The sequence below is a fragment of the Variovorax sp. H27-G14 genome, assembly GCF_046156345.1.
Taxonomy (GTDB): domain Bacteria; phylum Pseudomonadota; class Gammaproteobacteria; order Burkholderiales; family Burkholderiaceae_C; genus Variovorax.
In genome coordinates, this window is the sequence record NZ_JAYLVN010000006.1 from 1 (window position 1) to 21175 (window position 21175).

26 protein-coding genes are annotated in these 21175 nt (G+C 66.1%); 9 read left to right on the forward strand and 17 right to left on the reverse strand.

Annotation, left to right across the window (positions count from 1 at the left end; translation table 11 throughout):
- Positions 1-252 precede the first annotated feature (252 nt).
- The 6 genes from VLK31_RS16600 to VLK31_RS16625 all read right to left on the reverse strand — a co-directional run bounded on the left by VLK31_RS16600 (position 253) and on the right by VLK31_RS16625 (position 3886).
- Entirely contained in the window at positions 253-813 is a 561-nt protein-coding gene (locus VLK31_RS16600; protein WP_409169520.1) for a bacterioferritin, read from the reverse strand.
- Entirely contained in the window at positions 810-1328 is a 519-nt protein-coding gene (locus tag VLK31_RS16605; RefSeq protein ID WP_409169521.1) for a hypothetical protein, read from the reverse strand. The genes VLK31_RS16600 and VLK31_RS16605 overlap by 4 nt, the downstream gene beginning before the upstream one ends.
- Entirely contained in the window at positions 1315-1698 is a 384-nt protein-coding gene (locus VLK31_RS16610; protein ID WP_409169522.1) for a hypothetical protein, read from the reverse strand. The genes VLK31_RS16605 and VLK31_RS16610 overlap by 14 nt, the downstream gene beginning before the upstream one ends.
- Before the next feature lie 38 nt (positions 1699-1736).
- Positions 1737-2111: a hypothetical protein gene (locus VLK31_RS16615; RefSeq protein ID WP_409169523.1), complete on the reverse strand. Its 375-nt coding sequence runs from the start codon at positions 2109-2111 to the stop codon at positions 1737-1739.
- Between the two features lie 54 nt (positions 2112-2165).
- The gene (locus VLK31_RS16620) at positions 2166-2330 is read right to left on the reverse strand and encodes a DUF1328 domain-containing protein (RefSeq protein ID WP_409169524.1); all 165 of its coding nucleotides are present in this window, start codon (positions 2328-2330) and stop codon (positions 2166-2168) included.
- 227 nt (positions 2331-2557) lie between these two features.
- A complete protein-coding gene (locus VLK31_RS16625) occupies positions 2558-3886 on the reverse strand; it encodes a CHASE3 domain-containing protein (RefSeq protein ID WP_409169773.1) in 1329 nt (442 codons plus the stop codon).
- Between the two features lie 131 nt (positions 3887-4017).
- On the opposite strand from VLK31_RS16625, the gene VLK31_RS16630 reads away from it, so the two are divergent.
- Together VLK31_RS16630 and VLK31_RS16635 are read left to right on the forward strand one after the other, a co-directional pair.
- The gene (locus tag VLK31_RS16630) at positions 4018-4650 is read left to right on the forward strand and encodes a response regulator transcription factor (RefSeq protein WP_007837167.1); all 633 of its coding nucleotides are present in this window, start codon (positions 4018-4020) and stop codon (positions 4648-4650) included.
- A gap of 477 nt (positions 4651-5127) precedes the next feature.
- A complete protein-coding gene (locus VLK31_RS16635) occupies positions 5128-7146 on the forward strand; it encodes an AsmA family protein (protein ID WP_409169525.1) in 2019 nt (672 codons plus the stop codon).
- Here VLK31_RS16635 and VLK31_RS16640 read toward each other — a convergent pair.
- The 3 genes from VLK31_RS16640 to gpmA form a co-directional block, all read right to left on the reverse strand.
- Positions 7143-7928: a HesA/MoeB/ThiF family protein gene (locus tag VLK31_RS16640; protein ID WP_409169526.1), complete on the reverse strand. Its 786-nt coding sequence runs from the start codon at positions 7926-7928 to the stop codon at positions 7143-7145. The two genes, VLK31_RS16635 and VLK31_RS16640, sit on opposite strands and share 4 nt — an antisense overlap.
- 11 nt (positions 7929-7939) lie before the next feature.
- Positions 7940-9382, reverse strand: coding sequence for a S41 family peptidase (locus tag VLK31_RS16645; RefSeq protein ID WP_409169774.1), 1443 nt, complete (start codon positions 9380-9382; stop codon positions 7940-7942).
- Positions 9383-9485: 103 nt separating this feature from the next.
- On the reverse strand, positions 9486-10229 hold the full coding sequence (gene gpmA / locus VLK31_RS16650; protein WP_409169527.1) for a 2,3-diphosphoglycerate-dependent phosphoglycerate mutase: 744 nt from the start codon (positions 10227-10229) through the stop codon (positions 9486-9488).
- A 105-nt stretch (positions 10230-10334) separates the two neighbouring features.
- Between gpmA and VLK31_RS16655 the strand changes: the two genes are divergently transcribed.
- The 6 genes from VLK31_RS16655 to nadA all read left to right on the forward strand — a co-directional run bounded on the left by VLK31_RS16655 (position 10335) and on the right by nadA (position 14702).
- Positions 10335-10718: a rhodanese-like domain-containing protein gene (locus VLK31_RS16655; protein WP_409169775.1), complete on the forward strand. Its 384-nt coding sequence runs from the start codon at positions 10335-10337 to the stop codon at positions 10716-10718.
- Between the two features lie 20 nt (positions 10719-10738).
- Positions 10739-10999 (forward strand): glutaredoxin 3, encoded by a 261-nt coding sequence (gene grxC / locus VLK31_RS16660; protein WP_409169528.1) that lies wholly within the window; start codon positions 10739-10741, stop codon positions 10997-10999.
- A 127-nt stretch (positions 11000-11126) separates the two neighbouring features.
- Complete coding sequence (gene secB / locus VLK31_RS16665) at positions 11127-11594, forward strand: protein-export chaperone SecB (RefSeq protein WP_409169529.1); 468 nt, start codon at positions 11127-11129, stop codon at positions 11592-11594.
- Between the two features lie 25 nt (positions 11595-11619).
- Positions 11620-12660: an NAD(P)H-dependent glycerol-3-phosphate dehydrogenase gene (locus VLK31_RS16670; protein WP_409169530.1), complete on the forward strand. Its 1041-nt coding sequence runs from the start codon at positions 11620-11622 to the stop codon at positions 12658-12660.
- 25 nt (positions 12661-12685) lie between these two features.
- Positions 12686-13558: a carboxylating nicotinate-nucleotide diphosphorylase gene (gene nadC / locus VLK31_RS16675; RefSeq protein WP_409169531.1), complete on the forward strand. Its 873-nt coding sequence runs from the start codon at positions 12686-12688 to the stop codon at positions 13556-13558.
- A 25-nt stretch (positions 13559-13583) separates the two neighbouring features.
- Positions 13584-14702: a quinolinate synthase NadA gene (nadA, locus tag VLK31_RS16680; protein WP_409169532.1), complete on the forward strand. Its 1119-nt coding sequence runs from the start codon at positions 13584-13586 to the stop codon at positions 14700-14702.
- A gap of 40 nt (positions 14703-14742) precedes the next feature.
- Here the strand turns inward: nadA and VLK31_RS16685 are convergent, their stop codons facing one another.
- The 7 genes from VLK31_RS16685 to VLK31_RS16715 all read right to left on the reverse strand — a co-directional run bounded on the left by VLK31_RS16685 (position 14743) and on the right by VLK31_RS16715 (position 20388).
- Positions 14743-15105, reverse strand: a complete 363-nt coding sequence (locus VLK31_RS16685; protein WP_409169533.1) for a 6-pyruvoyl trahydropterin synthase family protein — start codon at positions 15103-15105, stop codon at positions 14743-14745.
- Positions 15106-15139: 34 nt separating this feature from the next.
- Positions 15140-15778: a 7-carboxy-7-deazaguanine synthase gene (gene queE, locus VLK31_RS16690; RefSeq protein WP_409169534.1), complete on the reverse strand. Its 639-nt coding sequence runs from the start codon at positions 15776-15778 to the stop codon at positions 15140-15142.
- Positions 15779-15785: 7 nt separating this feature from the next.
- Positions 15786-16637: a pantoate--beta-alanine ligase gene (panC, locus tag VLK31_RS16695; RefSeq protein ID WP_409169535.1), complete on the reverse strand. Its 852-nt coding sequence runs from the start codon at positions 16635-16637 to the stop codon at positions 15786-15788.
- A gap of 21 nt (positions 16638-16658) precedes the next feature.
- Complete coding sequence (panB, locus tag VLK31_RS16700) at positions 16659-17561, reverse strand: 3-methyl-2-oxobutanoate hydroxymethyltransferase (RefSeq protein WP_409169536.1); 903 nt, start codon at positions 17559-17561, stop codon at positions 16659-16661.
- A 70-nt stretch (positions 17562-17631) separates the two neighbouring features.
- Positions 17632-19236, reverse strand: a complete 1605-nt coding sequence (gene nadB / locus VLK31_RS16705; RefSeq protein WP_409169776.1) for an L-aspartate oxidase — start codon at positions 19234-19236, stop codon at positions 17632-17634.
- A 34-nt stretch (positions 19237-19270) separates the two neighbouring features.
- Entirely contained in the window at positions 19271-20107 is an 837-nt protein-coding gene (locus VLK31_RS16710; RefSeq protein ID WP_409169537.1) for a segregation and condensation protein A, read from the reverse strand.
- A gap of 74 nt (positions 20108-20181) precedes the next feature.
- On the reverse strand, positions 20182-20388 hold the full coding sequence (locus tag VLK31_RS16715) for a DUF3460 family protein (protein ID WP_409169538.1): 207 nt from the start codon (positions 20386-20388) through the stop codon (positions 20182-20184).
- A 69-nt stretch (positions 20389-20457) separates the two neighbouring features.
- On the opposite strand from VLK31_RS16715, the gene VLK31_RS16720 reads away from it, so the two are divergent.
- Positions 20458-20931, forward strand: a complete 474-nt coding sequence (locus VLK31_RS16720; protein WP_409169777.1) for an outer membrane protein assembly factor BamE — start codon at positions 20458-20460, stop codon at positions 20929-20931.
- A gap of 16 nt (positions 20932-20947) precedes the next feature.
- On the opposite strand, the gene VLK31_RS16725 is transcribed toward VLK31_RS16720, so the two are convergent.
- On the reverse strand, positions 20948-21160 hold the full coding sequence (locus VLK31_RS16725; RefSeq protein ID WP_409169539.1) for a hypothetical protein: 213 nt from the start codon (positions 21158-21160) through the stop codon (positions 20948-20950).
- Between the last annotated feature and the right edge of the window lie 15 nt (positions 21161-21175).

The window sequence follows — 21175 nt, forward strand, 5'->3', positions numbered from 1 at the left end:
CCGAACAGGACAGTGAAACGACTCAGCGCCGATGATAGTGCGGGTTCCCGTGTGAAAGTAGGTCATCGTCAGGCTCTTACAGCCCAGAAAACCCCAGTCAGCAATGACTGGGGTTTTTTGCTTTGCAGAAATGGGAATTAGATGCCGAAGAAAATCCAGCCGGATTTAAACGCGCAAATAAACACCCCCCAACAAGACGAAAAAAAGCCCGATGAATCCATCGGGCTTTTTAATTGCACGCCGAGTTGAATATCAGTGCTTCAGCCAGTCCTTCAACTCGTCCGCATGCTCTTCTTCATCCGAAAGGATGTCTTCGAGCATCCGACGCGTTGTCGGGTCCTTGTCGCCGATCAGGGCGATCATCTGACGGTACGACTCCACGGCGATACGCTCCGCAATCAGGTTTGCGCGGACCATCGATTGCAGATCGGTCGAGTCGTCATACGCTGCATGGCTGCGGTCTTGAAGATGGTTCGGCGCGAAGTCCGGCTCACCGCCGAGTTGCACGATGCGCTCTGCAATGCGATCGGCATGGCCTGACTCTTCGTTGGCATGCACCAGGAATTCGTCTGCAATTGCAGGCGATTCGACGCCGTTGGCGGTGAAGTGGTGGCGCTTGTAGCGCAGCACGCACACCAGCTCAGTGGCCAGCGCATCGTTCAGCAGCTTGACCACGTCGTCGCGCCATGGCCCATAGCTGGGCGTGACGGCGCCGTCATCGAGGCTCTGGCGGGCAGCGTCCAACCCGCTTTGATCGAGCACCAGACGCTCGTGGCCGGCGCCCTGGGCAGCAGAAGAAGCATTGGCTTTCATGGAAGGTCCTTTCGTGAGGGGCTTTGGTTCTTTTGCATCAACGTGCTGACAACGTCAGCCATGTCGGATGTTTTCAGTACCGCTGCGAGCACGGCCGTAACCGACAGCAATCGCCACGGTTTGACGAGCACCACCACGGCGCCCGTGGCTGCGGCAATCGCCATCAACTTCGCGGGCTTTTTGCGCGCATAGCGTTCCAGCAGCGGCCGCGCCAATTGCCCGACCGCGTGTGCAGGGTGACGCCGCCACCAGCGTTGAGCAACGCTGCGCCCCATCGAAAACCAAACGTTGGCACCGATGCCGGGTGCATGCCCGTCGTGTTCGCCAAGCGGAGGTAGCGCCATCGAGGCGTCTCGCTGCGCGTATTCCAGCGCGTCGTCGGCGTTTTGCGCAGAAGTCCGCTGATTGTCGTCGTAAGCCTCTGAACCGCCATGAAGTTGGCGGACCAAAGCGCGCCGAGACAGCGCAAGGCGCTGTTTGGGCGTCAGGGCAGAAGAGCGGTCAGTGCTGGTCATGGTGCGCTCCTGCTTCATGCAAGGCCTGCAGATCGGCATTGACCTGTGAGCGCAGGTCATCGAATCCGTGGGTCGGGCTGGGTCGTGTCGCATACCAGGCGCTGAGGCCCGCAATGACGATCGCCACACCAGGCACCGCGACCAGCACCCAGTGAAAACTACCGTGCAGAACACCGAGGAGCACGGCAACGCCGATCAGCCCCAGTGCCAACATGGCGCTGGCGGCTGCCAGCACCCCCGCGACGATGCGCTTGACCAAGCCACGGCCTGCCTGAGAGGTTTCCTCTCGAATCAGAGCCGCGTAGTTGGCAATGTGATCGGCGACGAGTTCGGGATGCCCGAGCACCGTGGAAAAAATGGGATGAAGCATGGTGCCGGGGATCAGTGGAACAACGGTGACTCAGCGGATCAGTAGTCGTCCCGTGTGCGGCGGCTGGCCAGCACGATCAGCGCGGTGATGGCCGCGCCGGCTGCGGCTGCCAGCAGCACCGAACGCACCGGCTGGTCGGAGATGTAGCGGCCGGTCACGTCTGCGGCGGCTTCCAGGCGGCGCTGTGCGCGTGCGCTGGTGGTCGACGCTGCGTCCAGGCCGCGCTGCACGGCTTGCTGCACGCGGGCTGCGAGTTGTTCGACAGCGGGTTCCGCGTCGCGGCGCAGGTCGCGGACCTTTTCGCCGGCTGCGTTCACAGCGTTCTGTGCGTAAGCGCGGGTGGATTCCACCGCGTCGTTGGCGGTCTGGCGTGCGTCGTCTGCGAGTTGCGAGGCGGTCTTGTTCGTGTTCATGTGAAAGTCCTTTTCGGGAAGATGAAATGCGGGAGCCTGTGGATCGTAACGACGCTACTTGCGTCGGAGCAAGCCGGCAACAAAGCTGGCAATGGCAAGGATGGCGAAGATCACGAAAAGGATCTTTGCAATCCCGACAGCGCCGGCAGCGATGCCGCTGAATCCGAGCAATGCGGCGATCAGCGCGATGACCAGAAATACCACGGTGTAGTGCAACATGCGGAACTCCTTCGAGGGTTGCCTCGTTGTCTTTGAAACGGCGCATTCGGGATCTCTTGGGAGAAATTCCTCAGCACAGGAGCAACCTTAAATGCGACCCCGCCGGGGACCTGTCAGCGGTCGGTGGCGGGGTGCGTAGGAGGAGGCCGAGTGGCCCGGGCGGCGCGGCGTGAAGCAGTTCCGCCGCGTTCCGACAAAGCGTGCGGCGTGATGAAGAGGCTTGAAGATCAGGCGCCCGCGGCCGCCTTGACCACGGGCAGCATGGCGCTCAGCAGCGTGCCCTTGCCGGGCGTGGAAGATACCGAGAGCTTGCCGCGTGCCGCTTCCACGCGGTGGCGCATGCCTGCCAGGCCGTGCGTCGACGGGCGCATGCGCTGCGTATCGAAGCCTTTGCCGTTGTCGGCGACTTCCACGATCACATGGTTCTCGTAGTTCTTCATCACGATGGTGGCCTCGCTGGCCTCCGCGTACTTGCCGATGTTGGTCAGGCTCTCCTGCACCATGCGGTAGATGGTGAGCTGGCGCGACTCGTCCATCGTCACCGGCTCCAGCGCCATTTCTATCTGCAGGCCCGAACGCTCGGCGAATTCGCGACCCAGGATTTCCAGCGACGCCACCAGCCCCAGGTTCGACAGCGACGAAGGGCGCAGGTCCTCGATGATGCGGCGCTTCAGCGCAATGCCGCTGTTGAGCAACTCGGTCAGATGCTGCAGGCGCTGAATGGCGTCGGGTGCATCTGCCAGCCGCGACTTCAGTCGTGCCACGTCGAGCTTGGCCGCCGTCAGCAGCGAGCCCAGTTCGTCGTGCAGTTCGCGCGCGAGAAAGCCGCGCTCGGTTTCGCGCACGTCCTGCAAGTGGGTGGCCAACTCGGCCAGAGAGGCGGTGCGCTCGCGCACCTCGTCTTCCAGGGCGTTGCGTTCGCGCTGCAAGGTTTCCTTCTGGCGCTCGCCGATCAAGCGCAGCGCATGGGTCTGCCGCAGGTACAGAAAGAAGGCGATCAACGCGGCCAGCGCCACGATGGCGGTGCCCGCGCGCGCCAGCCGCAGCGACTTCAGCACCTGCGCCTGGCTCTGGTGCAGGGTGGTGTTGCTGATCTTCACCAGCTCTCCGGCGGTGTTGCGGATGGCGTCCATTTCCTCGCGGCCGACGTCCGTGGTCATGACGAACTTCCAGGCGTCCTCCTTGCCGTCCTGGCGCAGCCGCACGCTCATGTCCATCTCGGCCACCTTGCGCAGCACGTGCTTCGACAGTTCGGTGAGCTGGGCGAGCTCGGTCTGGCGCCCGGCATACAGCTGGCGCAGCGCGGCGATGTGGCCGTCGACCTCCTTCACCGCCGTGTCGTAGGGTTGTCGGTAGCTGGGTTCACCGGTGAGCAGATAGCCTCGCTGACCGGTCTCGGCGTCCAGCATGTTCTGCAGGATCTGGTTCAGCGTGCCGTGCACCTGCTGCGCCTCTTCGATGTCGGCCAGGGCGCGGCTGGACTGCCGATAGCCCGCCTCGTTGATGCCGACGAGGGCCAGCGCGGCAAGTGCCGCGAGCAGCAGGCTCACGGCCATTTTTTGAGGGGCTAACCAGTGCATGAAACTTTCGAGGCTGCTTGTGACGCAAGTTCGTGAATAATTGACAACTATCAGGGACCCGGAATGTTGCCGCCCGGATGTCCGCAACACAACGACGAAAGTAACAGATGATCAAAATTGGAATTGTGGACGACCACGCCATCGTGCGATCGGGCCTCCGGCAGTTCTTCTCCGAGCACGTGGACCTGCGCGTGGCGGGCGAAGCTGCCAGCGGGCGCGAAGCCATCGAGTTGGTGCGTACCACGGAGCTGGATGTGCTGGTCATGGACCTTTCGATGCCCGGGCAAAGCGGTATCGACGCGCTCGCCATGATTCGCGCCAAGGCGCCGGACGTGGGCATTCTCATCCTGAGCGGCTACCCGGAAGAACATTACGCGATGAACCTGATTCGTCAGGGCGCGAGCGGCTACCTGAACAAGGAGTGCGATCCCATCGAGATCGTGAACGCCATTCGCACCATTTCGTTGGGCCGTCGCTACATCACGCCCGCCGTGGCTGAACTGCTGGCCCGCCAGCTCGACCGCAAGGACGACGCCGCGCCGCACGAGCAGCTGTCCGAACGCGAGTTTCAGGTTTTCCTGAAGCTGGCCAAGGGCGAGACCGCCGGCGACATTGCCAAGACGCTGTCGCTGTCCGTGAAGACCGTGAGCACGTACCGCACGCGCCTGATGGAAAAGATGAACCTTTCTTCCAACAGCGACCTGACGTACTACGCGCTGAAAAACAAGCTGATCGACTGAAGCGGACGCTGGGAGCGGGAAGGGGCCCTCAGCGGCATGCACTCGGGCCCGGTCGGTGCGCCGGCCGCGGTGCGAGTCGAAAATCCAGCAGCCCATCGATTTCGCGCGCCGCGTGGTCGGTCTCGGCATGGTCGACGACCGCGCTGTGCGTGCGCTCTTACGGGTGGGCAATAGGGGTTTCACGGATCTTGAGCTTGTCTTCGACAGCGTATGTCTGCAATCTGAAATCCATGCCGAACCGCGCTTCTTCTGACGTTGGCTGGTGCCTCCGCAGCTTTCCACCGCGGGAAATGACTGCCGGCGAAGCTTGCATTCATTCCGTCGCGCATCATGCAAGCTTCGTGGGCTGGGCGCTGTAGGCGGGTTCCGACGTTTGCACCTGAATTGCATTGCAGCCCTGTCCGTAGGCAATGCCCCACGGCCCGTGCGGTCGATGGACGACCCTGATGGCGCCTATCGTGGGTTAACAAGCACACCATGGCAACGAACCTATTCCGCACCCGGCCGCTTTGGCAAAAACTGCTTGGCTCCGTCGTGCTGCTGTTCGCGGCGCTGGTCCTCGTATTGATGTTTTTTCCGTGGGACGTGCTGCGCGAGCCGCTCAACCGCTATGTGAGCGAGAAGACCGGGCGCAAGTTCGAGATCACGCGTCGCCTGGACGTCGGCCTGGGTTGGCGTCAAGCCACCGTCAAATTCGATGGCATCGAGTTCGCCAACCCCGACTGGGCACGCGACCCCTATCTGGTGAAGGCCGATCGCGCGGAATTCGACATCCGCATCTGGCCGCTGCTGGCCAGCAAGATCGTGATTCCGCGCCTGGCGTTGTTTTCGCCCGCTGTGGGCCTGCAGATGGAAGCCGATGGCCGCCGCACCTGGGCGCTTGGCAAGGACACGTCCGACTCGGGAACAGTGCCCGACATCGGCCTGATCCAGATCGACACCGGCGTGGTCGATTTTCTGGCCAAGCATCTTGGCGTGGACATCCATGCCGACCTGAGCTACGACACCAACCGCGGCGAGATGCCGCTCAACTACCGCATCAAGGGCCGCTACAAGGGCCAGCCGCTGACCGCCAATGGGCGCACCGGCAACGTGCTGCAGATCAACGCAGTCGGCGCGCCGCCGTTCCCCATAGAGATCAACGCCGCGGCAGGGCAGACCCAGCTGAAGGCCGCAGGCACCGTGGCCCAGTTGTCGGACCTTGATGGCATCGATGCCAAGTTCGACATCAAGGGGCAGACGCTGGGCGCCTTGTTCCCGTTGCTCGGCATTGCGCTGCCACAGACCTCGCCTTACGCGCTGAGTGGAAAGCTGGACAAGCGCGGCAAGCTGTGGGAGGCCACGGCCCTCAAGGGCAAGCTGGGCCTGTCCGACATTTCCGGCGACATGCGCTTCGACCAGGCCGGCCAACTGCCGCGCCTGGCAGGCGACCTGCGCTCGCGCGTGATGAACATGGACGACTTGGGCCCGCTGATCGGCCTGCCGCCCACGGCGCGCACCGCCAACACCGTGGAGGGCGTTGCCCCGCCGCCCACCGTCACGCAAGTCAAGCGCCCGGGCGGCAAGGTGCTGCCCACCGCGCCGCTCGACTTCGAACGCCTGCGCGCCATGAATGCCGACGTGAAATACACGGCTGACAAGATTCAGAACGTGCGGGACATTCCGCTCGACCGGGGCAGCGTGCAGGTCAAGCTCGCCGACGGCGTGCTCACGCTCGACCCGCTCGACCTGGGCGTGGCCGGCGGCAAGCTGGCCGGTGCAATCCGTATCGATGCTTCAAAGAATCCGGCAGACATCCGGGCCTCGCTCGATGTGCGCGCCATGCAGCTGGCGCGCCTCATTCCCAAGCTGGAGACCACCGGAAACAGCGTGGGGCGGCTGGACGGGCGCATCAACCTTTCGGGCTCGGGCACCACGGTGGCCAACTGGCTGGGTGGTGTGTCGGGCGATGTGGCGGTCATTTCGGGGAGCGGTCAGTTTGGCAACCTGTTGCCGGTGTTCGCCACGCTCGTGGGCGGCGACATCATCAAATTCCTGCTGCGCGGCGACCGCAATGTCGAGCTGCGTTGCGCGGCGATTGCCTTCGACGTCAACAAGGGTCTGATGACGGGGCGCACCCTGGTGGTAGATACGACCAATGCGCTGTTCACCGCCACCGGGCAGGCTAACCTGGCCACCGAGGGGCTGGACTTCGTGGTTCGGCCTGAGCCCAAGAGCAAGAGCATCCTGTCGATTCGCACGCCGCTGGTGGTGAGTGGGACTTTTGGCGCGCCCCGGGGCGGTGTGCAGGTCGGGCCGCTGGCCGAGCGCGGGCTCGCTGCGTTGGCACTGGGCGCCATCAACCCCTTGCTGGCGCTGGCCGCAACCATCGAAACCGGTCCCGGCGCCGATGCCGATTGCACGGGCGTGCTGGCGGGCGCGAACAAGCCGACCGCCGGCGCGGCCGCCAACGGCGCTGCCCGGGCCAAGGGCGCCAAGCAGGCTGCCAAGCCTTAAGCGGCAGCTGCTGAAAGGGACGCGGGCAAAGAAGGGCGCTGTGCGCAAACCCCGCACTGCGGGTCGCGCGCCACGCGCAACGTGTCGAACGAGGTGCTGCGCCCGTCGAACATCAACAGCTTGCCCGCCAGCGACGGGCCGATGCCCGCCAGCAGCTTGAGCGCTTCGCTCGCCTGCAAGGTGCCGATGGTGCCGACCACCGGCCCGAAGACCCCCAGCACCGCGCAGCGCGTTTCCTCGAAGGCCGCATCGGGCGGGAACAGGCAGGCGTAGCAGGGCGAAACGGCGTCGCGGGTGTCGTAAACGCTCAACTGCCCATCGAAGCGGATTGCTGCGCCCGCCACCAGCGCCTTGGCATGCATCACGCAAACGCGATTCACCGCGTGGCGGGTCGAAAAGTTGTCGCAGCAATCGACCACCACATCGGCCTTTGCGACCAGGCGTGACAGCAGTGCCTCGTCCGCCCGCACGGCGTGGGTTTCGATGGAAATACCGGGATTGATGTCGCGCATGGCCTGCGCGGCAGATTCGACCTTGGAGTGCCCGACCCGCGCATGCGTGTGCGCGACCTGTCGCTGGAGATTGGTGAGATCGACCTCGTCGTCGTCGACCAGCGTGATGTGGCCGACACCCGCTGCCGCGAGGTACAGGGCCACCGGCGAGCCCAGCCCGCCGGCGCCAATGACAAGAACCCGCCCGGCACTGACGCGCTCCTGGCCGTCGATGCCGAACTCTTCCAGAAGGATGTGGCGCGAGTAGCGCAGCAGCTCGCTATCTTCCATGCGCCACCGGATCAGTTTTCCTTCTTCTCTTCCTTGTTCTCGACGATCACCTGCGTCTTGCTGACCAGCACCGGCTGGCCCTTCAGGCGGTTGATGGCCTGCACCAGCGGAAAGTCCTTGTCGGTGCCGAACTCAGGCGTCTTGCGGTCCTGTGGCGGCTTCTTGGCCTCTTCCTCGAGGCGTTTGCGGGCTTCGTCACGGGCCTTTTCGCGTTCCGGGTCCTTCACTTCGGGGCCCTGGCCGCTGGCCAGGTGCTTCTCGAGGTCGGCCTCGCGCATGCGCAGGGCGGCAAACGGGCTGCCTTCGGCGCTTTCGTCGACCAGCACGTTGGGCACGATGCCCTTGGCCTGGATCGAGGTGCCGCTCGGCGTGTAGTAGCGCGCCGTGGTGATTTTCAGGCCGGTGTCGGGGCCGAGCGGGCGCACCGTCTGCACCGAGCCCTTGCCGAAGGTCTGGCTGCCCATGATCACGCCACGCTTGTGGTCCTGCAGCGCGCCGGCCACGATTTCGCTGGCCGAGGCCGAGCCTTCGTTCACCAGCACCACCAGCGGCACGGTCTTCAGCGCGGCCGGCAGGCTGCGCAGCGGGTCGCTGCCCGAACGGCGCTGGTAGAACTCCGGCGCCGCCTTGTAGACCGACTTGCTTTCGGCCAGCTGGCCATCGGTGGTGACCACCGTGACGTTCTCGGGCAGGAAGGCCGAAGACACCGCCACCGCCGCGTCGAGCAGGCCGCCCGGGTCGTTGCGCAGGTCGAGCACCAGGCCCTTGAGGTTCGGGTCTTCCTTGTAGAGCTCGTCGATCTTCTTGACGAAGTCGTCGACGGTGCGCTCCTGGAACTGCGACAGGCGAATCCAGCCGTAGCCGGGTTCGATCATCTTGCCGCGCACCGACTGCGTGCGAATTTCTTCGCGCGTGATCGTCACCGGGAAGGTGCGGCTCTCGTCCTTGCGGAAGATGGTCAGCAGCACCTTGGTGTTGACTTCGCCGCGCATGCGCTTGACCGCCTCGTTCAGCGACAGGCCGCGCACGGCGGTGTCGTCGATCTTGGTGATCAGGTCATTGGGCTTCAGGCCGGCGCGAAACGCCGGGGAGCCTTCGATGGGAGAAACAACCTTGATCAGGCCGTCTTCCTGCGAAATCTCGATGCCCACGCCGACGAATCGGCCGGTGGTGCCTTCGCGGAATTCCTTGAAGGACTTCTTGTCGAAGTACTGGGAATGCGGGTCGAGCCCGGCAACCATGCCGGAGATGGCGTCGGAGATGAGCTTTTTCTCATCGACCGGCTCCACGTAGTCGCTCTTGACCATGCCGAAGACGGCAGCGAGTTGCTGCAATTCCTCGAGCGGCAGTGGCGCAAGCGATCCGCGTGCGACTGTCTGCAACGAGACGGTGGTCAGGACGCCAGCTACGGCGCCGGCGGCGACCCAGCCGGTGATCTTCAATTTCTTGCCCATCATGAGTGGTTGTCCTTGTCGGCGGCTGTCGAACCAATATACACAGCTTGGAAGCAAATTGCCTGCCGGGGTTCCACGAAGTGGCCGGCAGAAAGGGGTTTCTTCAGCCTTTACCTTGCGAAGCCACCGCGGCGGCGGCCCGTTCGGCGGCCGCGGCATCGCCGAGGTAGTAGTGGCGAAGCGGCTTCAGGTCGTCGTCGAGCTCGTAGACCAGCGGAATACCGTTCGGAATGTTCAGGCCGACGATGGCGTCGTCCGAGATGCCGTCGAGGTACTTCACCAGCGCGCGGATCGAGTTGCCGTGGGCCGCCACCACCAGGCGGCGCCCGGTGCGGATGGCCGGCGCCATCGATTCGTTCCAGAACGGCAGCACGCGGGCGACCGTGTCCTTCAGGCATTCGGTGAGCGGAATCTGCTCGGGCGACAGCTTGGCGTAGCGCACGTCACCGCGCTCGCTGCGCGGGTCGGTGGTTTCCAGCGGCGGGGGTGGGGTGCCGTAGCTGCGGCGCCACACCAGCACCTGCTCGTCGCCGTACTTCTTGGCGGTCTCGGCCTTGTTCAGGCCCTGCAGGCCGCCGTAGTGGCGCTCGTTCAGGCGCCAGGAGTGCACCACGGGCAGCCAGGTGCGGTCGAGCTCGTCTAGCGTGTGCCACAGGGTGCGGGTGGCGCGCTTGAGCACGCTGGTGTAGGCGACGTCGAAGTCGTAGCCCTCGGCCTTGAGCAGCCGGCCGGCCTGCTTGGCCTGCTCCACGCCGGTCTCGGTCAGGTCGACGTCGGTCCATCCAGTGAAGCGGTTTTCGAGATTCCAGGTGGATTCGCCGTGACGGATCAGTACCAGTTTGTGCATGTGGGAGGCCTTTGGCTGCGCTTGCGAAACCTCGCATTCTAAAATCCCCGGTTTGCCATTCAAGGAACCCTCGTGAAATTGATCGAATTCGTCACCGCGAACTGGATGTTGATCCTGATCGCGCTCAGCTCGGGCGCCATGCTCGCCTGGCCGCTGGTGCGGGGCGCGGGCGGCGGAACGCTCACCGCGCAGGGCGCCGTGCAGCTCATCAACCGCGAGCGCGCCGTGCTGGTCGACGTGCGCGAGCCGGAAGAGTTCGCCACCGGCCACATGATCGGCGCGAAGAACGTTCCGCTGAAGCAGCTCGAAGAAAAGCTCGCCGCCGCCGTCAAGAACAAGAACGTGCCGCTGCTGCTTGTGTGCGCCACCGGCGCGCGCGCCCAGCGCGCCGTGGCCACCGCCAAGAAGCTCGGTTATGAGCAGGCCCAAGCGGTCGCTGGCGGGCTGAAGGCCTGGAAAGACGCTAACCTGCCGGTTGAAAAAGCCTGAGTCTTCCCAAGGTAAAGAGCATGCAAGCCGTCAAGATGTACACCACCGCCGTCTGCCCGTACTGCACCCGTGCAAAGCAGATCCTGAAGTCCAAGGGCGTCGAGCAGATCGAAGAGATCCGCATCGACACCGACCCGCAGGCCCGCGCCGCCATGATGGAAATCACCCAGCGCCGCACGGTGCCGCAGATCTTCATTGGCGAGACGCACGTCGGCGGCTGCGACGAACTGATGGCGCTGGACAGCCGTGGCGGCCTGGTTCCGCTGCTGCAAGGTTCCTGAAACACAAAGCAACCGGCGTCACGGAAGTGGCCCGGTCACCGGGCGATAATCGCCCGCTCTTCCATCTGCAGCCCGCTGCGGGAACCTCTCCCCGGCGGGCATTGTTTTGATCCTCGAAAGTTCAGCCATGGCCGACCAGCAAGCCCAAGATCCCATTTTTCAGATCCAGCGCGTCTACCTCAAGGACCTGTCGCTCGAGCAACCCAATTCGCCCGCGATCCTGCTGGAACAAGAGCAACCCACCGTCGACATCCAGCTCGGCGTGGACGCCCAGCCCGTGGCTGACGGCATCTTCGAGATCACCGTGTCGGCCACCGTGCAGACCAAGATCGGCGACAAGACCGTGTTTCTGGTCGAAGCCAAGCAAGCCGGCATCTTCGAGATCCGCCACCTGCCCGAAGACCAGATGGGCGCCATCCTGGGCATCGCCTGCCCGCAAATCGTGTACCCGTACCTGCGCGGCAACGTGGCCGACGTGATCCAGCGCGGCGGCTTCCCGCCCGTGCACCTCGCCGAAATCAACTTCCAGGCGATGTACGAGCAGCAGCAAGCGCAGGCCGCCGGCCAAGCCGCCGCGCCGACCCTGACGCAGTAAACCGGCACAACGCCGCCAACGCACGATGAAGATCTGCGTTCATGGCGCCGGTGCCTGGGGCACGGCCGTCGCAGTCAACGCGGCGGCCCGCCACGAGGTCACGCTCTGGGCGCGCAACGCCGCCCAGGCCGACGCCATGTCGGCCGCGCGTGAAAACACCCGCTACCTGCCCGGGCTGGCCCTGCCGGCCTCGCTGGCCGTGCGCGCGGGCGACATCGCCTTGGCGCAGGTCGGCGCCGACCTTGTCATCGTCGCCACCCCCATGGCGGCCTTGCGCGAACAGCTGGTCGCACTGCGTGGCACCGCCGCGCAGGTGGCGTGGCTGTGCAAGGGCGTCGAGCCCGCGCTGGACACTTCCCCCGCATCCTTCGGCCTGCTTGCCCACGAAATATGGGCGCAGGTTGCGCCCGGCTTGAGAGCCGGCGTGCTCAGCGGCCCCAGCTTCGCGCAAGAGGTCGCCGAAGGCCGCCCCACCGCATTGGTTGCCGCCAGCCCGCATGCCAGCGTGCGCGATGCGCTGGTCGACGCCTTCCACGGACCCGCATTGCGCGTGTACGCCAACGAAGACATCGTGGGCGTCGAAGTGGGCGGCGCGGTGAAGAACGTGCTGGCCATCGCCACCGGCCTGTGCGACGGCCTTGCGCTGGGCCTGAACGCCCGCGCGGCGCTCATCACCCGCGGCCTGGCCGAAATGACACGCTTCGGCCTTGCGCTGGGCGCGCGCGCCGAGACCTTCATGGGCCTCTCGGGCCTGGGCGACCTGGTGCTGACTTCCACCGGCGACCTGTCGCGCAACCGCAAGGTCGGCCTGCTGCTGGCCCAGGGCCGCACGTTGGCGCAGGCCGTCGATTCCCTGGGCCATGTCGCCGAAGGCGTGTACTGCGCCCGCACCGTGGTGCAGCGCGCGCGCGGCCTCGGCATCGAGATGCCGATTGCCGAAGGCGTGGTCGCCTTGCTCGACGGCCGCGTGAGCCCGCAGGACGCCGTGGCCGCGCTGACCGGGCGCGACCCGGTGCCGGAGTCGGTCCAGCCCGGCGCCTCGGCTTCTCCCCGCCAATCCCCCTAAAAAAAACGCAGAGACAAAGAGAACCATGAGCCCTCGCTTCGATTTTTCAGCGTCGGCCGTGGCCGCGCTGGCCCAGTCCGACGCCGCGCGCGCCTTGCAGGAAGACGTTGCCGACGGCGACCTTACCGCCTCGCTGGTCGACCCCACGCGCACCGCGCGCGCCCGTGTGCTGGCACGCGAAGCCGCCGTGGTGTGCGGCGCGCCATGGGTCGAGGCCACGCTGCGGCAACTCGACCCGAACGTGCGCATCCGGTGGCTCTGTGCCGAAGGCGAGCGCTGCACCGCCGAGCAGACCGTGCTGGAGATCGAAGGCGCCGCCCGCGCACTGCTGACGGCCGAGCGCACGTCGCTCAACTTTCTGCAGTTGCTGAGCGCGGTCGCCACCAAGACCGCGCTGTATGCCGACGCCATTCGCAGCACCCGCGCGCGCATCGTCGACACGCGCAAGACCATTCCGGGCCTGCGCCTGGCGCAGAAGTACGCGGTGCGCACCGGCGGTGGGCTGAACCACCGCATCGGCCTGTACGACGCGGTGCTCATCAAGGAAAACCACATTGCCGCAGCCGGCGGCGTGGCGGCCGCCTTGCGCGCCGTGGCGCCGGTGGCTTCGCAGGCCGCCTTCGTCGAGGTCGAGGTCGAAACCCTGGCCCAGCTGCACGAGGCGCTGGAGGCTGGCGCGCGCATGGTGCTGCTCGACAACATGGACCTGCCCACGCTGCGCGAGGCCGTGCGCATCAACGACGCGGCGGGCGACGCACGCAAGGCCGTGCTCGAAATCTCAGGCGGCGTGACGCTCGACGGCTTGCGCGCCCTGGCCGAGACCGGTGTCGATCGCATCTCGGTCGGCGCGCTGACCAAGGATGTGAAAGCCATCGACTATTCGATGCGCTTTCAGTAGCCAGAAAACGAGAAGAACACGCCCCATGACGACCGCTGCAGTCATCGACGTCGACTACGAACAACCCGCCGAGCAAGGCACCACGTGCGACACCCGCCACGCCTGGGCCCGCGTGCCGCCCGCGCCGTCGCCCGACGAGCGCGCCGCGCTGAAAGAGCGCATTCGCCGTCTACTGCGCGAGCACAACGCGGTGAAGGTGTCGCACTTCTACGTGCACCCCGACCTGCAGGACCTGGCCGAGGAAACCGGCGGCATCGTGAGCGACTCGCTGGAGATGGCGCGCTTCGGCCGCGACCATGCCGCGCAAACGCTGGTGGTGTCGGGTGTGCGCTTCATGGGCGAGACCTCGAAGATCCTGTCGCCCGAAAAGCGCGTGCTGATGCCCGATCTGGACGCGAACTGCTCGCTCGACCTGGGCTGCCCTGTCGAACAGTTCAGCGCCTTCTGCGACCGGCATCCGGACCGCACCGTGGTGGTCTACGCCAACACCAGCGCGGCCGTGAAGGCGCGCGCCGACTGGCTCGTCACCTCCAGCTGCGCGCTCGACGTGGTGAACGCGCTGCATGCGGCAGGGCAGAAGATTCTGTGGGGGCCTGACCGCCACCTGGGCGACTACATCCAGCGCCAGACCGGCGCGGACATGGTCAGCTGGAACGGCGCCTGCATCGTGCACGACGAGTTCAAGGCGCTGGAGCTCGAACTGCTCATGAAGCAACACCCGCAGGCCAAGGTGCTGGTGCACCCGGAGTCCCCGTCGGACGTGATTGCGCTGGCCGACGCGGTGGGCTCCACCTCGGCCATTCTGAACGCCGCGCAGCGCCTGGACGCGAGCGAATTCATCGTGGCCACCGACACAGGCATGCTGCACAAGCTGCGCACCCTGAACCCCGGCAAGACCTTCATCGCCGCGCCCACGGCGGGCAACGGCGGCACCTGCAAGAGCTGCGCGCATTGCCCGTGGATGGCGATGAACGGGTTGGTGGAACTGGCGAATGCGCTGGAGACGGGGGCGGGAGAAATCCACGTCGATCCGGCGCTGGGGCTGCGGGCAAGGGTGCCGATCGACCGCATGCTGGCGTTCACGGCAGGGTTGAAGAATGGGCAGGCGGCTGGGAGCTTGGTAGCGGGCATCGGCGCGGCCTGACCCCGTGTTGCTCCCTCCCCCGGAAGGGGAGGGAGCAACCTCAGAACTCCACCGTGCAACTGTCCCCCAGCGCCTCCCGCCACACCCGCACCCGCGCCAGCGACCCCCGCAGATCCGGCAGCGCATCGGCAATGAACACGCACAGGTTTTCCAGCGTCGGCGGGTGCAGCCCCGGCACATCGTCCAGCAGGTGATGGTCGAGCTGCTCGCGCACGTCGTCCAGCCGGCGGCGCAGCAGGCCCAGGTCGATCACCATGCCCGTTTCGGGATCGCGTTCGCCCGCGAGCCACACCTCCGCGTGGTACGTGTGGCCGTGAACACGGCGGCTGCCTTCGACTTCGATCTCGCGCTTCAGCGTGTGAGCGGCGTCGAAGAAAAAGCGTTGGCTGATGGTGAATCGCATCGTCGAAAAACTCAGGAAAAAAGGGGTGGCCGCTTCAGCGGATTCCAGTGATCTTGTGGGTCTGCACGCTCAGGCGCCATGCGGGTTGCCGCATGCATTCGGCAATGCACAGTTCGGTATTGGCCAGCCGGTCGGGTCCGTCCATCGGCTGCAAAAAGCGGTGGGTGAACTCGCCGGTGCGCGCCACCGTGTCCAGGTCGAACGCGGTCTGCGGCCACACCAGCTTGAGCTCCTGCCCGCGCTGCTGCACCCACGGCGCGCCGGCCTTGGGGCTGATGCACAGCCAGTCGATGCCTTCGGGCGCCTCGACGGTGCCGTTGCTTTCCACCGCAATGCGAAAGCGCCGCGCATGCAGCGCGTCGACCAGCGCCGTGTCCACCTGCAGCAGGGGTTCACCGCCGGTCAGCACCACCAGCCGGTGGTCGGCGTCGCCCGCCGGCCATTGCGCGGCGATGGTGTCGGCCAGCAGGTCGGCGGTCTTGAACTTGCCGCCCAACGTGCCGTCGGTGCCGACGAAATCGGTGTCGCAGAAGCGGCAGACGGCGGTGTCGCGGTCGGCCTCGCGGCCGCTCCACAGGTTGCAGCCGGCAAAACGGCAGAACACGGCCGGCATGCCGGCCTGGCCGCCTTCGCCTTGCAGGGTGTAGAAAATTTCCTTGACGCTGTAGCTCATAAAAATGTCACGACGCCGTGGGCGCCTCGATCTCCAGGTTGTCGATCAGCCGCGTGCTGCCCAGGCGCGCCGCGGCCAGTGCCACGAGCGGCTCGCCGCGCAAACCGGGGGAGGGCTCCCGCAGGTCGGCGCGGCGCCGCAGCACAAGATAGTCCGGTTGCCAGCCGCGCTGCGCCAGCGTCTGCATTGCCCGCGCTTCGATCGCGGCCAAATCGGTCTCGCCCGCACGCACCGCCTCGGCCATGGCCTTGAGCGCCTTGGACAACTGCACCGCCTCGGCGCGCTCGTCCCGGCTCAGGTAGCCGTTGCGCGACGACAGCGCCAGGCCGTCGTCGGCGCGAAAGGTCTCGCCGCCGACGATCTCGATGGGCATCGCAAACTGCCGCACCATGTGGCGGATTGCCATGAGCTGCTGGTAGTCCTTCTTGCCGAACACGGCCACGCGCGGCTGCACGCATTGAAAGAGCTTCATCACCACCGTGCACACGCCGACGAAGAAGCCCGGCCGGAAGTGCCCTTCCAAAATGTCGGCCAGCGCCGGGTCGGGGTGCACCTTGCAGGTCTGGGGCTCGGGGTAGAGCACCTTCTCGGTGGGCGCGAACAGCACGTCGCAGCCGGCGGCGCGCAGCTTTTCGCAGTCGCTGTCCCAGGTGCGCGGGTAGGTGTCGAAGTCTTCGTGCGGCAAGAACTGCAGCCGGTTCACGAAGATGCTCGCTACCGTGGCGTCGCCCAGCGGCTTGGCCTGTTTGACGAGCGCGATGTGCCCGTCATGCAGGTTGCCCATGGTGGGCACGAAGGCCGGACGCTTGCTGGCGGACAGGCGACCGCGCAGTTCTTCGACGGTGGTGGCGATGTACATGGGAGTGGGTTCCTTTGATCCTTACCAGGCATGAAGCCGGTCGTCGGGAAAGCTGCCGTCCTTGACGGCGCGCACATAGGCCTGCAGCGCGGGCAGCACGCCCGGCGCGTCGGCCATGAAGTTGCGCACGAACTTCGGCATCTTCCCAAGGTTGATGCCCAGCATGTCGTGCAACACCAGCACCTGGCCGGCGGTGGCCCGGCCGGCGCCAATGCCGATGGTGGCGCAGTGCTTCAGTTCGGCCGTGAGCTCGGCGGCCAGCGCGGCCGGCACCATCTCCAGCACCAGCATGGCCGCGCCCGCGTCCTGCAGCGCGTGGGCCTGCTGCTTGAGCAGCGCGCCGGCTTCGTCGCCCTTGCCCTGCACGCGGTAGCCGCCCAGCGCATGCACCGTCTGCGGCGTCAGGCCGAGGTGGGCGCACACCGGAATGCCACGCGCCACCAGAAAGCGCACGGTGTCGGTGGTCCAGCCGCCGCCTTCCAGCTTCACCATGTGCGCGCCGGCCTGCATCAGCACCGTGGCGCTGCGCAACGCCTGCTCGCGCGACTCCTGGTAGCTGCCGAAGGGCAGGTCGGCAATGAGCCAGGCCGTGCCCTGCACGCGGCGCAGACCGCGCGAGACGCTGTCGGTGTGATAGCGCATGGCCTCCAGGCTCACGCCCACCGTGCTGTTCAGGCCCTGGCAGACCATGCCGAGCGAGTCGCCCACCAGCAGGCAGTCGATGCCCGCCGCGTCTGCCATGGCCGCGAAGGTGGCGTCGTAGGCCGTGAGCATGGCGATCTTCTCGCCGCGTGCATGCATCTCCGCCAGGCGCGGCAGGCTCACGGGCTTGCGCGAGGCGGGCAGGGAGGCCGGCGGCAGCGTGCCATAGGGCGACGCACCGGACGTGCTTGACGTGCTGGCGTTGGGGCTTGTGTTCGACATGGTTGGGTTTCTCCCTGCGGGCGTCGGTGGCCGGGCATCCTTGAGTGACAAAACGAAAGCGGGTGGGTCGTCAGCCGCCGGGCGGCACCAGCACCGTGGGTGCCAGCGGTGACAGCACCGTCGGTGCCGTGGGCTCGGCAAGCGAGGGATAGTCGCGGCTGAAATGCAGGCCCCGGCTCTCGTGGCGGGCCTGGGCGCAGCGCACGATCAGCTCGGCCACCTGCACCAGGTTGCGCAGTTCGAGCAGGTCGCGCGTGACATGGAAGTTCGCATAGAACTCCTGAATCTCCGCCTGCAGCAGCGCGATGCGATGGCTCGCGCGCTCCAGGCGCTTGTTGGTACGCACGATGCCCACGTAGTCCCACATGAAGCGGCGCAGCTCGTCCCAGTTGTGCGAGATCACCACTGCCTCGTCGGCGTCCGTCACTCGGCTGTCGTCCCAGGCGGGCAGCACGGCGGGTTCGCGCGCAGGCGCTTCGGCAATGGCGCTGGACGCCGCGCGCGCGAAAACCATGCACTCGACCAGCGAGTTGCTGGCCAGCCGGTTGGCGCCGTGCAGGCCGGTGCAGGCGGTCTCGCCGATGGCGTACAGGCCCGGAATGTCGGTGCGCCCGCTCAAGTCGCTGAGCACGCCGCCGCAGGTGTAGTGCGCGGCCGGCACCACGGGAATGGGCTCGCGCGTGATGTCGATGCCCAGCTCGGCGCAGCGCGCCAGGATGTTGGGAAAGTGTTCCTGCAGAAACGCGGCCGGCTGGTGCGAGATGTCGAGGTACACGCAGTCGAGCCCGTGCTTCTTCATCTCGAAGTCGATGGCGCGCGCCACCACGTCGCGCGGCGCGAGTTCGGCGCGCGCGTCGTGTGCGGGCATGAAGCGCGTGCCCCCCGCCGATTCAGGCAATTTCAGCAGCCCGCCTTCGCCGCGCACCGCTTCGCTGATCAGGAACGACTTGGCATGCGGGTGGTACAGGCAGGTCGGGTGGAACTGGATGAACTCCATGTTCGACACCCGGCAGCCCGCGCGCCACGCCGCGGCAATGCCGTCGCCGGTGGCGGTGTCGGGGTTGGTGGTGTACAGGTAGACCTTGCCCGCGCCGCCCGTCGCCAGAATGGTGTGCGGCGCGCGAAACGCCAGCACCTCGTCGGTGTCGCCGTCCAGCGCGTACAGGCCCACGCAGGCCGGGTCTGCCAGCCCGAGCTTGGTGCCGGTGATGAGGTCGACCAGCGTGTGGTGCTCGAACAGCGTGATGTTCGGTGTGCGGCGCACCCGCTCGATCAGCACCTGCTGCACGGCGGCACCCGTGGCGTCGGTCACGTGCACGATGCGGCGCTGGCTGTGGCCGCCTTCGCGCGTCAGGTGCAGGTTGCCGCCTTCTTCGGAAAACGGCACGCCCAGTTCGCGCAGCCAGCCGATGGCCTCGGGCGCATGCTCGACCACGAAGCGCGTGGCCTCGGGGTCGCACAGGCCGGCGCCGGCCACCAGCGTGTCCTGCACATGCGCGTCGAAGCTGTCGCCCGCGGCCAGCACCGCCGCAATGCCGCCCTGCGCCCAGGCGCTGGAGCCGTCGTTCAGCGCGCGCTTGGTCAGCACGGCCACGCGGTGCGTGGGGGCCAGGTGCAGCGCGGCCGACAGGCCGGCCAGGCCGCTGCCGACGATGAGAACGTCGAAGTCGCGCACGGCGGAGTTCACGGGCGGGCAGGAACCGGTTGAATCAGGTCGGCGCGTAGGCCAGCCGGACGTAGATGGGGGCGAAGGCTTCCGCCTGCGTGATGTCGATCAGCGTCTCTTTCGCGAGTTCGAGCATCGCAATGAAGGTGACGATCAGCACCTGCGAGCCGCGCGAGGGGTCGAACAGCTTTTCGAACTCCACGAAGCGCTGCCCCTGCAGGTGGCGCAGCACGATGCTCATGTGCTCGCGCACGTTGAGCTCTTCGCGCGAAATCTTGTGGTGCTGCACGAGCTTGGCGCGCTTCATGATGTCGGCCCACGCGTCGCGCAACTCGACCACGTCCACCTCCGGGAAGCGCGGCTTGAGCGACTGCTCGATGTACACCTGCGCCTTCCAGAAGTCGCGCCCGTAAGTCGGCAGGGCGCTGATGGCGGCGGCCTGCAGCTTGGTCTGCTCGTACTCCATCAGGCGGCGCACGAGCTCCGCGCGCGGGTCTTCCGCCTCTTCGCCGTCGGCCACCTTCTTGGGCGGCAGCAGCATGCGCGACTTGATCTCGATCAGCATCGCGGCCATCAGCAGGTATTCAGCCGCCAGCTCCAGATTGGTCTGGCGAATTTCGTCGACGTAGCTCAGGTACTGCCGCGTGAGCCCCGCCATCGGAATGTCGAGAATGTTGAAGTTCTGCTTGCGGATCAGGTAGAGCAGCAAGTCCAGCGGGCCTTCGAAGGCCTCCAGAAACACCTGCAGCGCCTCGGGCGGGATGTACAGGTCCTTCGGCATCGCGAACAGCGGCTCGCCATACAGCCTGGCAAGCGCGACCTGGTCGACCACGTCGGGCATGGCGACCACCAGCGCGCCGGTGTCCTCGTTTCTGCTCATTGGGCGGCCGCTATCAATTCAATAGCGAGTTGCGCAATGTGGACGTGCGTGTCCTGCCAATTCGGCATCGACAATTACTTGGATTGCGTCTGGTAGACGTACGGCTGCATGGGCACGCTGCCTTCGCTGTACTCGTTCAGCAGGCTGCGGTCGAGGTGCTTGTCCCACAGAAGGGCGCGGCCGGCGCGTTGTTCGGCTTCCAGCGTGGGCTTCTTTTCCTTCATCTCTTCGATGAAGTTGGTGATCTCGGAGGAGTAGTGGGGGCGACGGAAGATGGACATAGACTGGACCTTTATGGCGCGAATTTTACCGGGGACGGCATGACGCAACGGCGAGGGTGGCAGATTGGCATGGCAACGGCGTTGCTGGCGGTGGTCTTGGGGCTTGCCGCATGCGATTCCAGGAACATCAGCGAGCTCGAAGAAGGCGTGGCCACCGAGGCCGATGTGCGCGCCCGTTTCGGCCAGCCCGAGAACATCTGGGACGCGCCCGGTGGCCGTGTCTTCGAGTACAACCGCCAGCCCGCGGGCCAGAAGAACTACATGATCACCATCGGTGCCGACGGCAAGATGAGCGCGCTGCGCCAAGTGCTCACGCCCGAGAACTTCGCCAAGGTGAAGCCCGGTCTGATGATGGAAGACTTGCGCAAGCTGCTCGGCAAGCCCGCCAAGGTCACGCCCTATGCGCTGAAGCGCGAGACCGAATGGGAATGGCGCTGGGTGCAGCCGCCCAACTCGCCGATGGTCTTCACCGCCACGCTGAACGACGACCAGCGCGTGGTGCGCAGCGGCTCTTCGCCCGACCGGGGCACCGAGGCGCCCTGAACGGGCGACAACGCGGCTACTGGCTGTCGGGAATTACCGCGTCGGCCGCCGCGCCCACCGCCTTGCCGGTGATGCGCACGGTGCCGATGGCCGCATCGGCCGCCAGGCCGACCGCACTGGCGCCCACGCTCACCGCGGTGCTCGCCACGGTCACGACCGCGCAGCCGCCCAGCAGGGCGAACACGCCGGACAGAGACAGCATCAAAAGGGCGCGGTGCGGCGTGGTCATGGCGGGTGTCCTTGC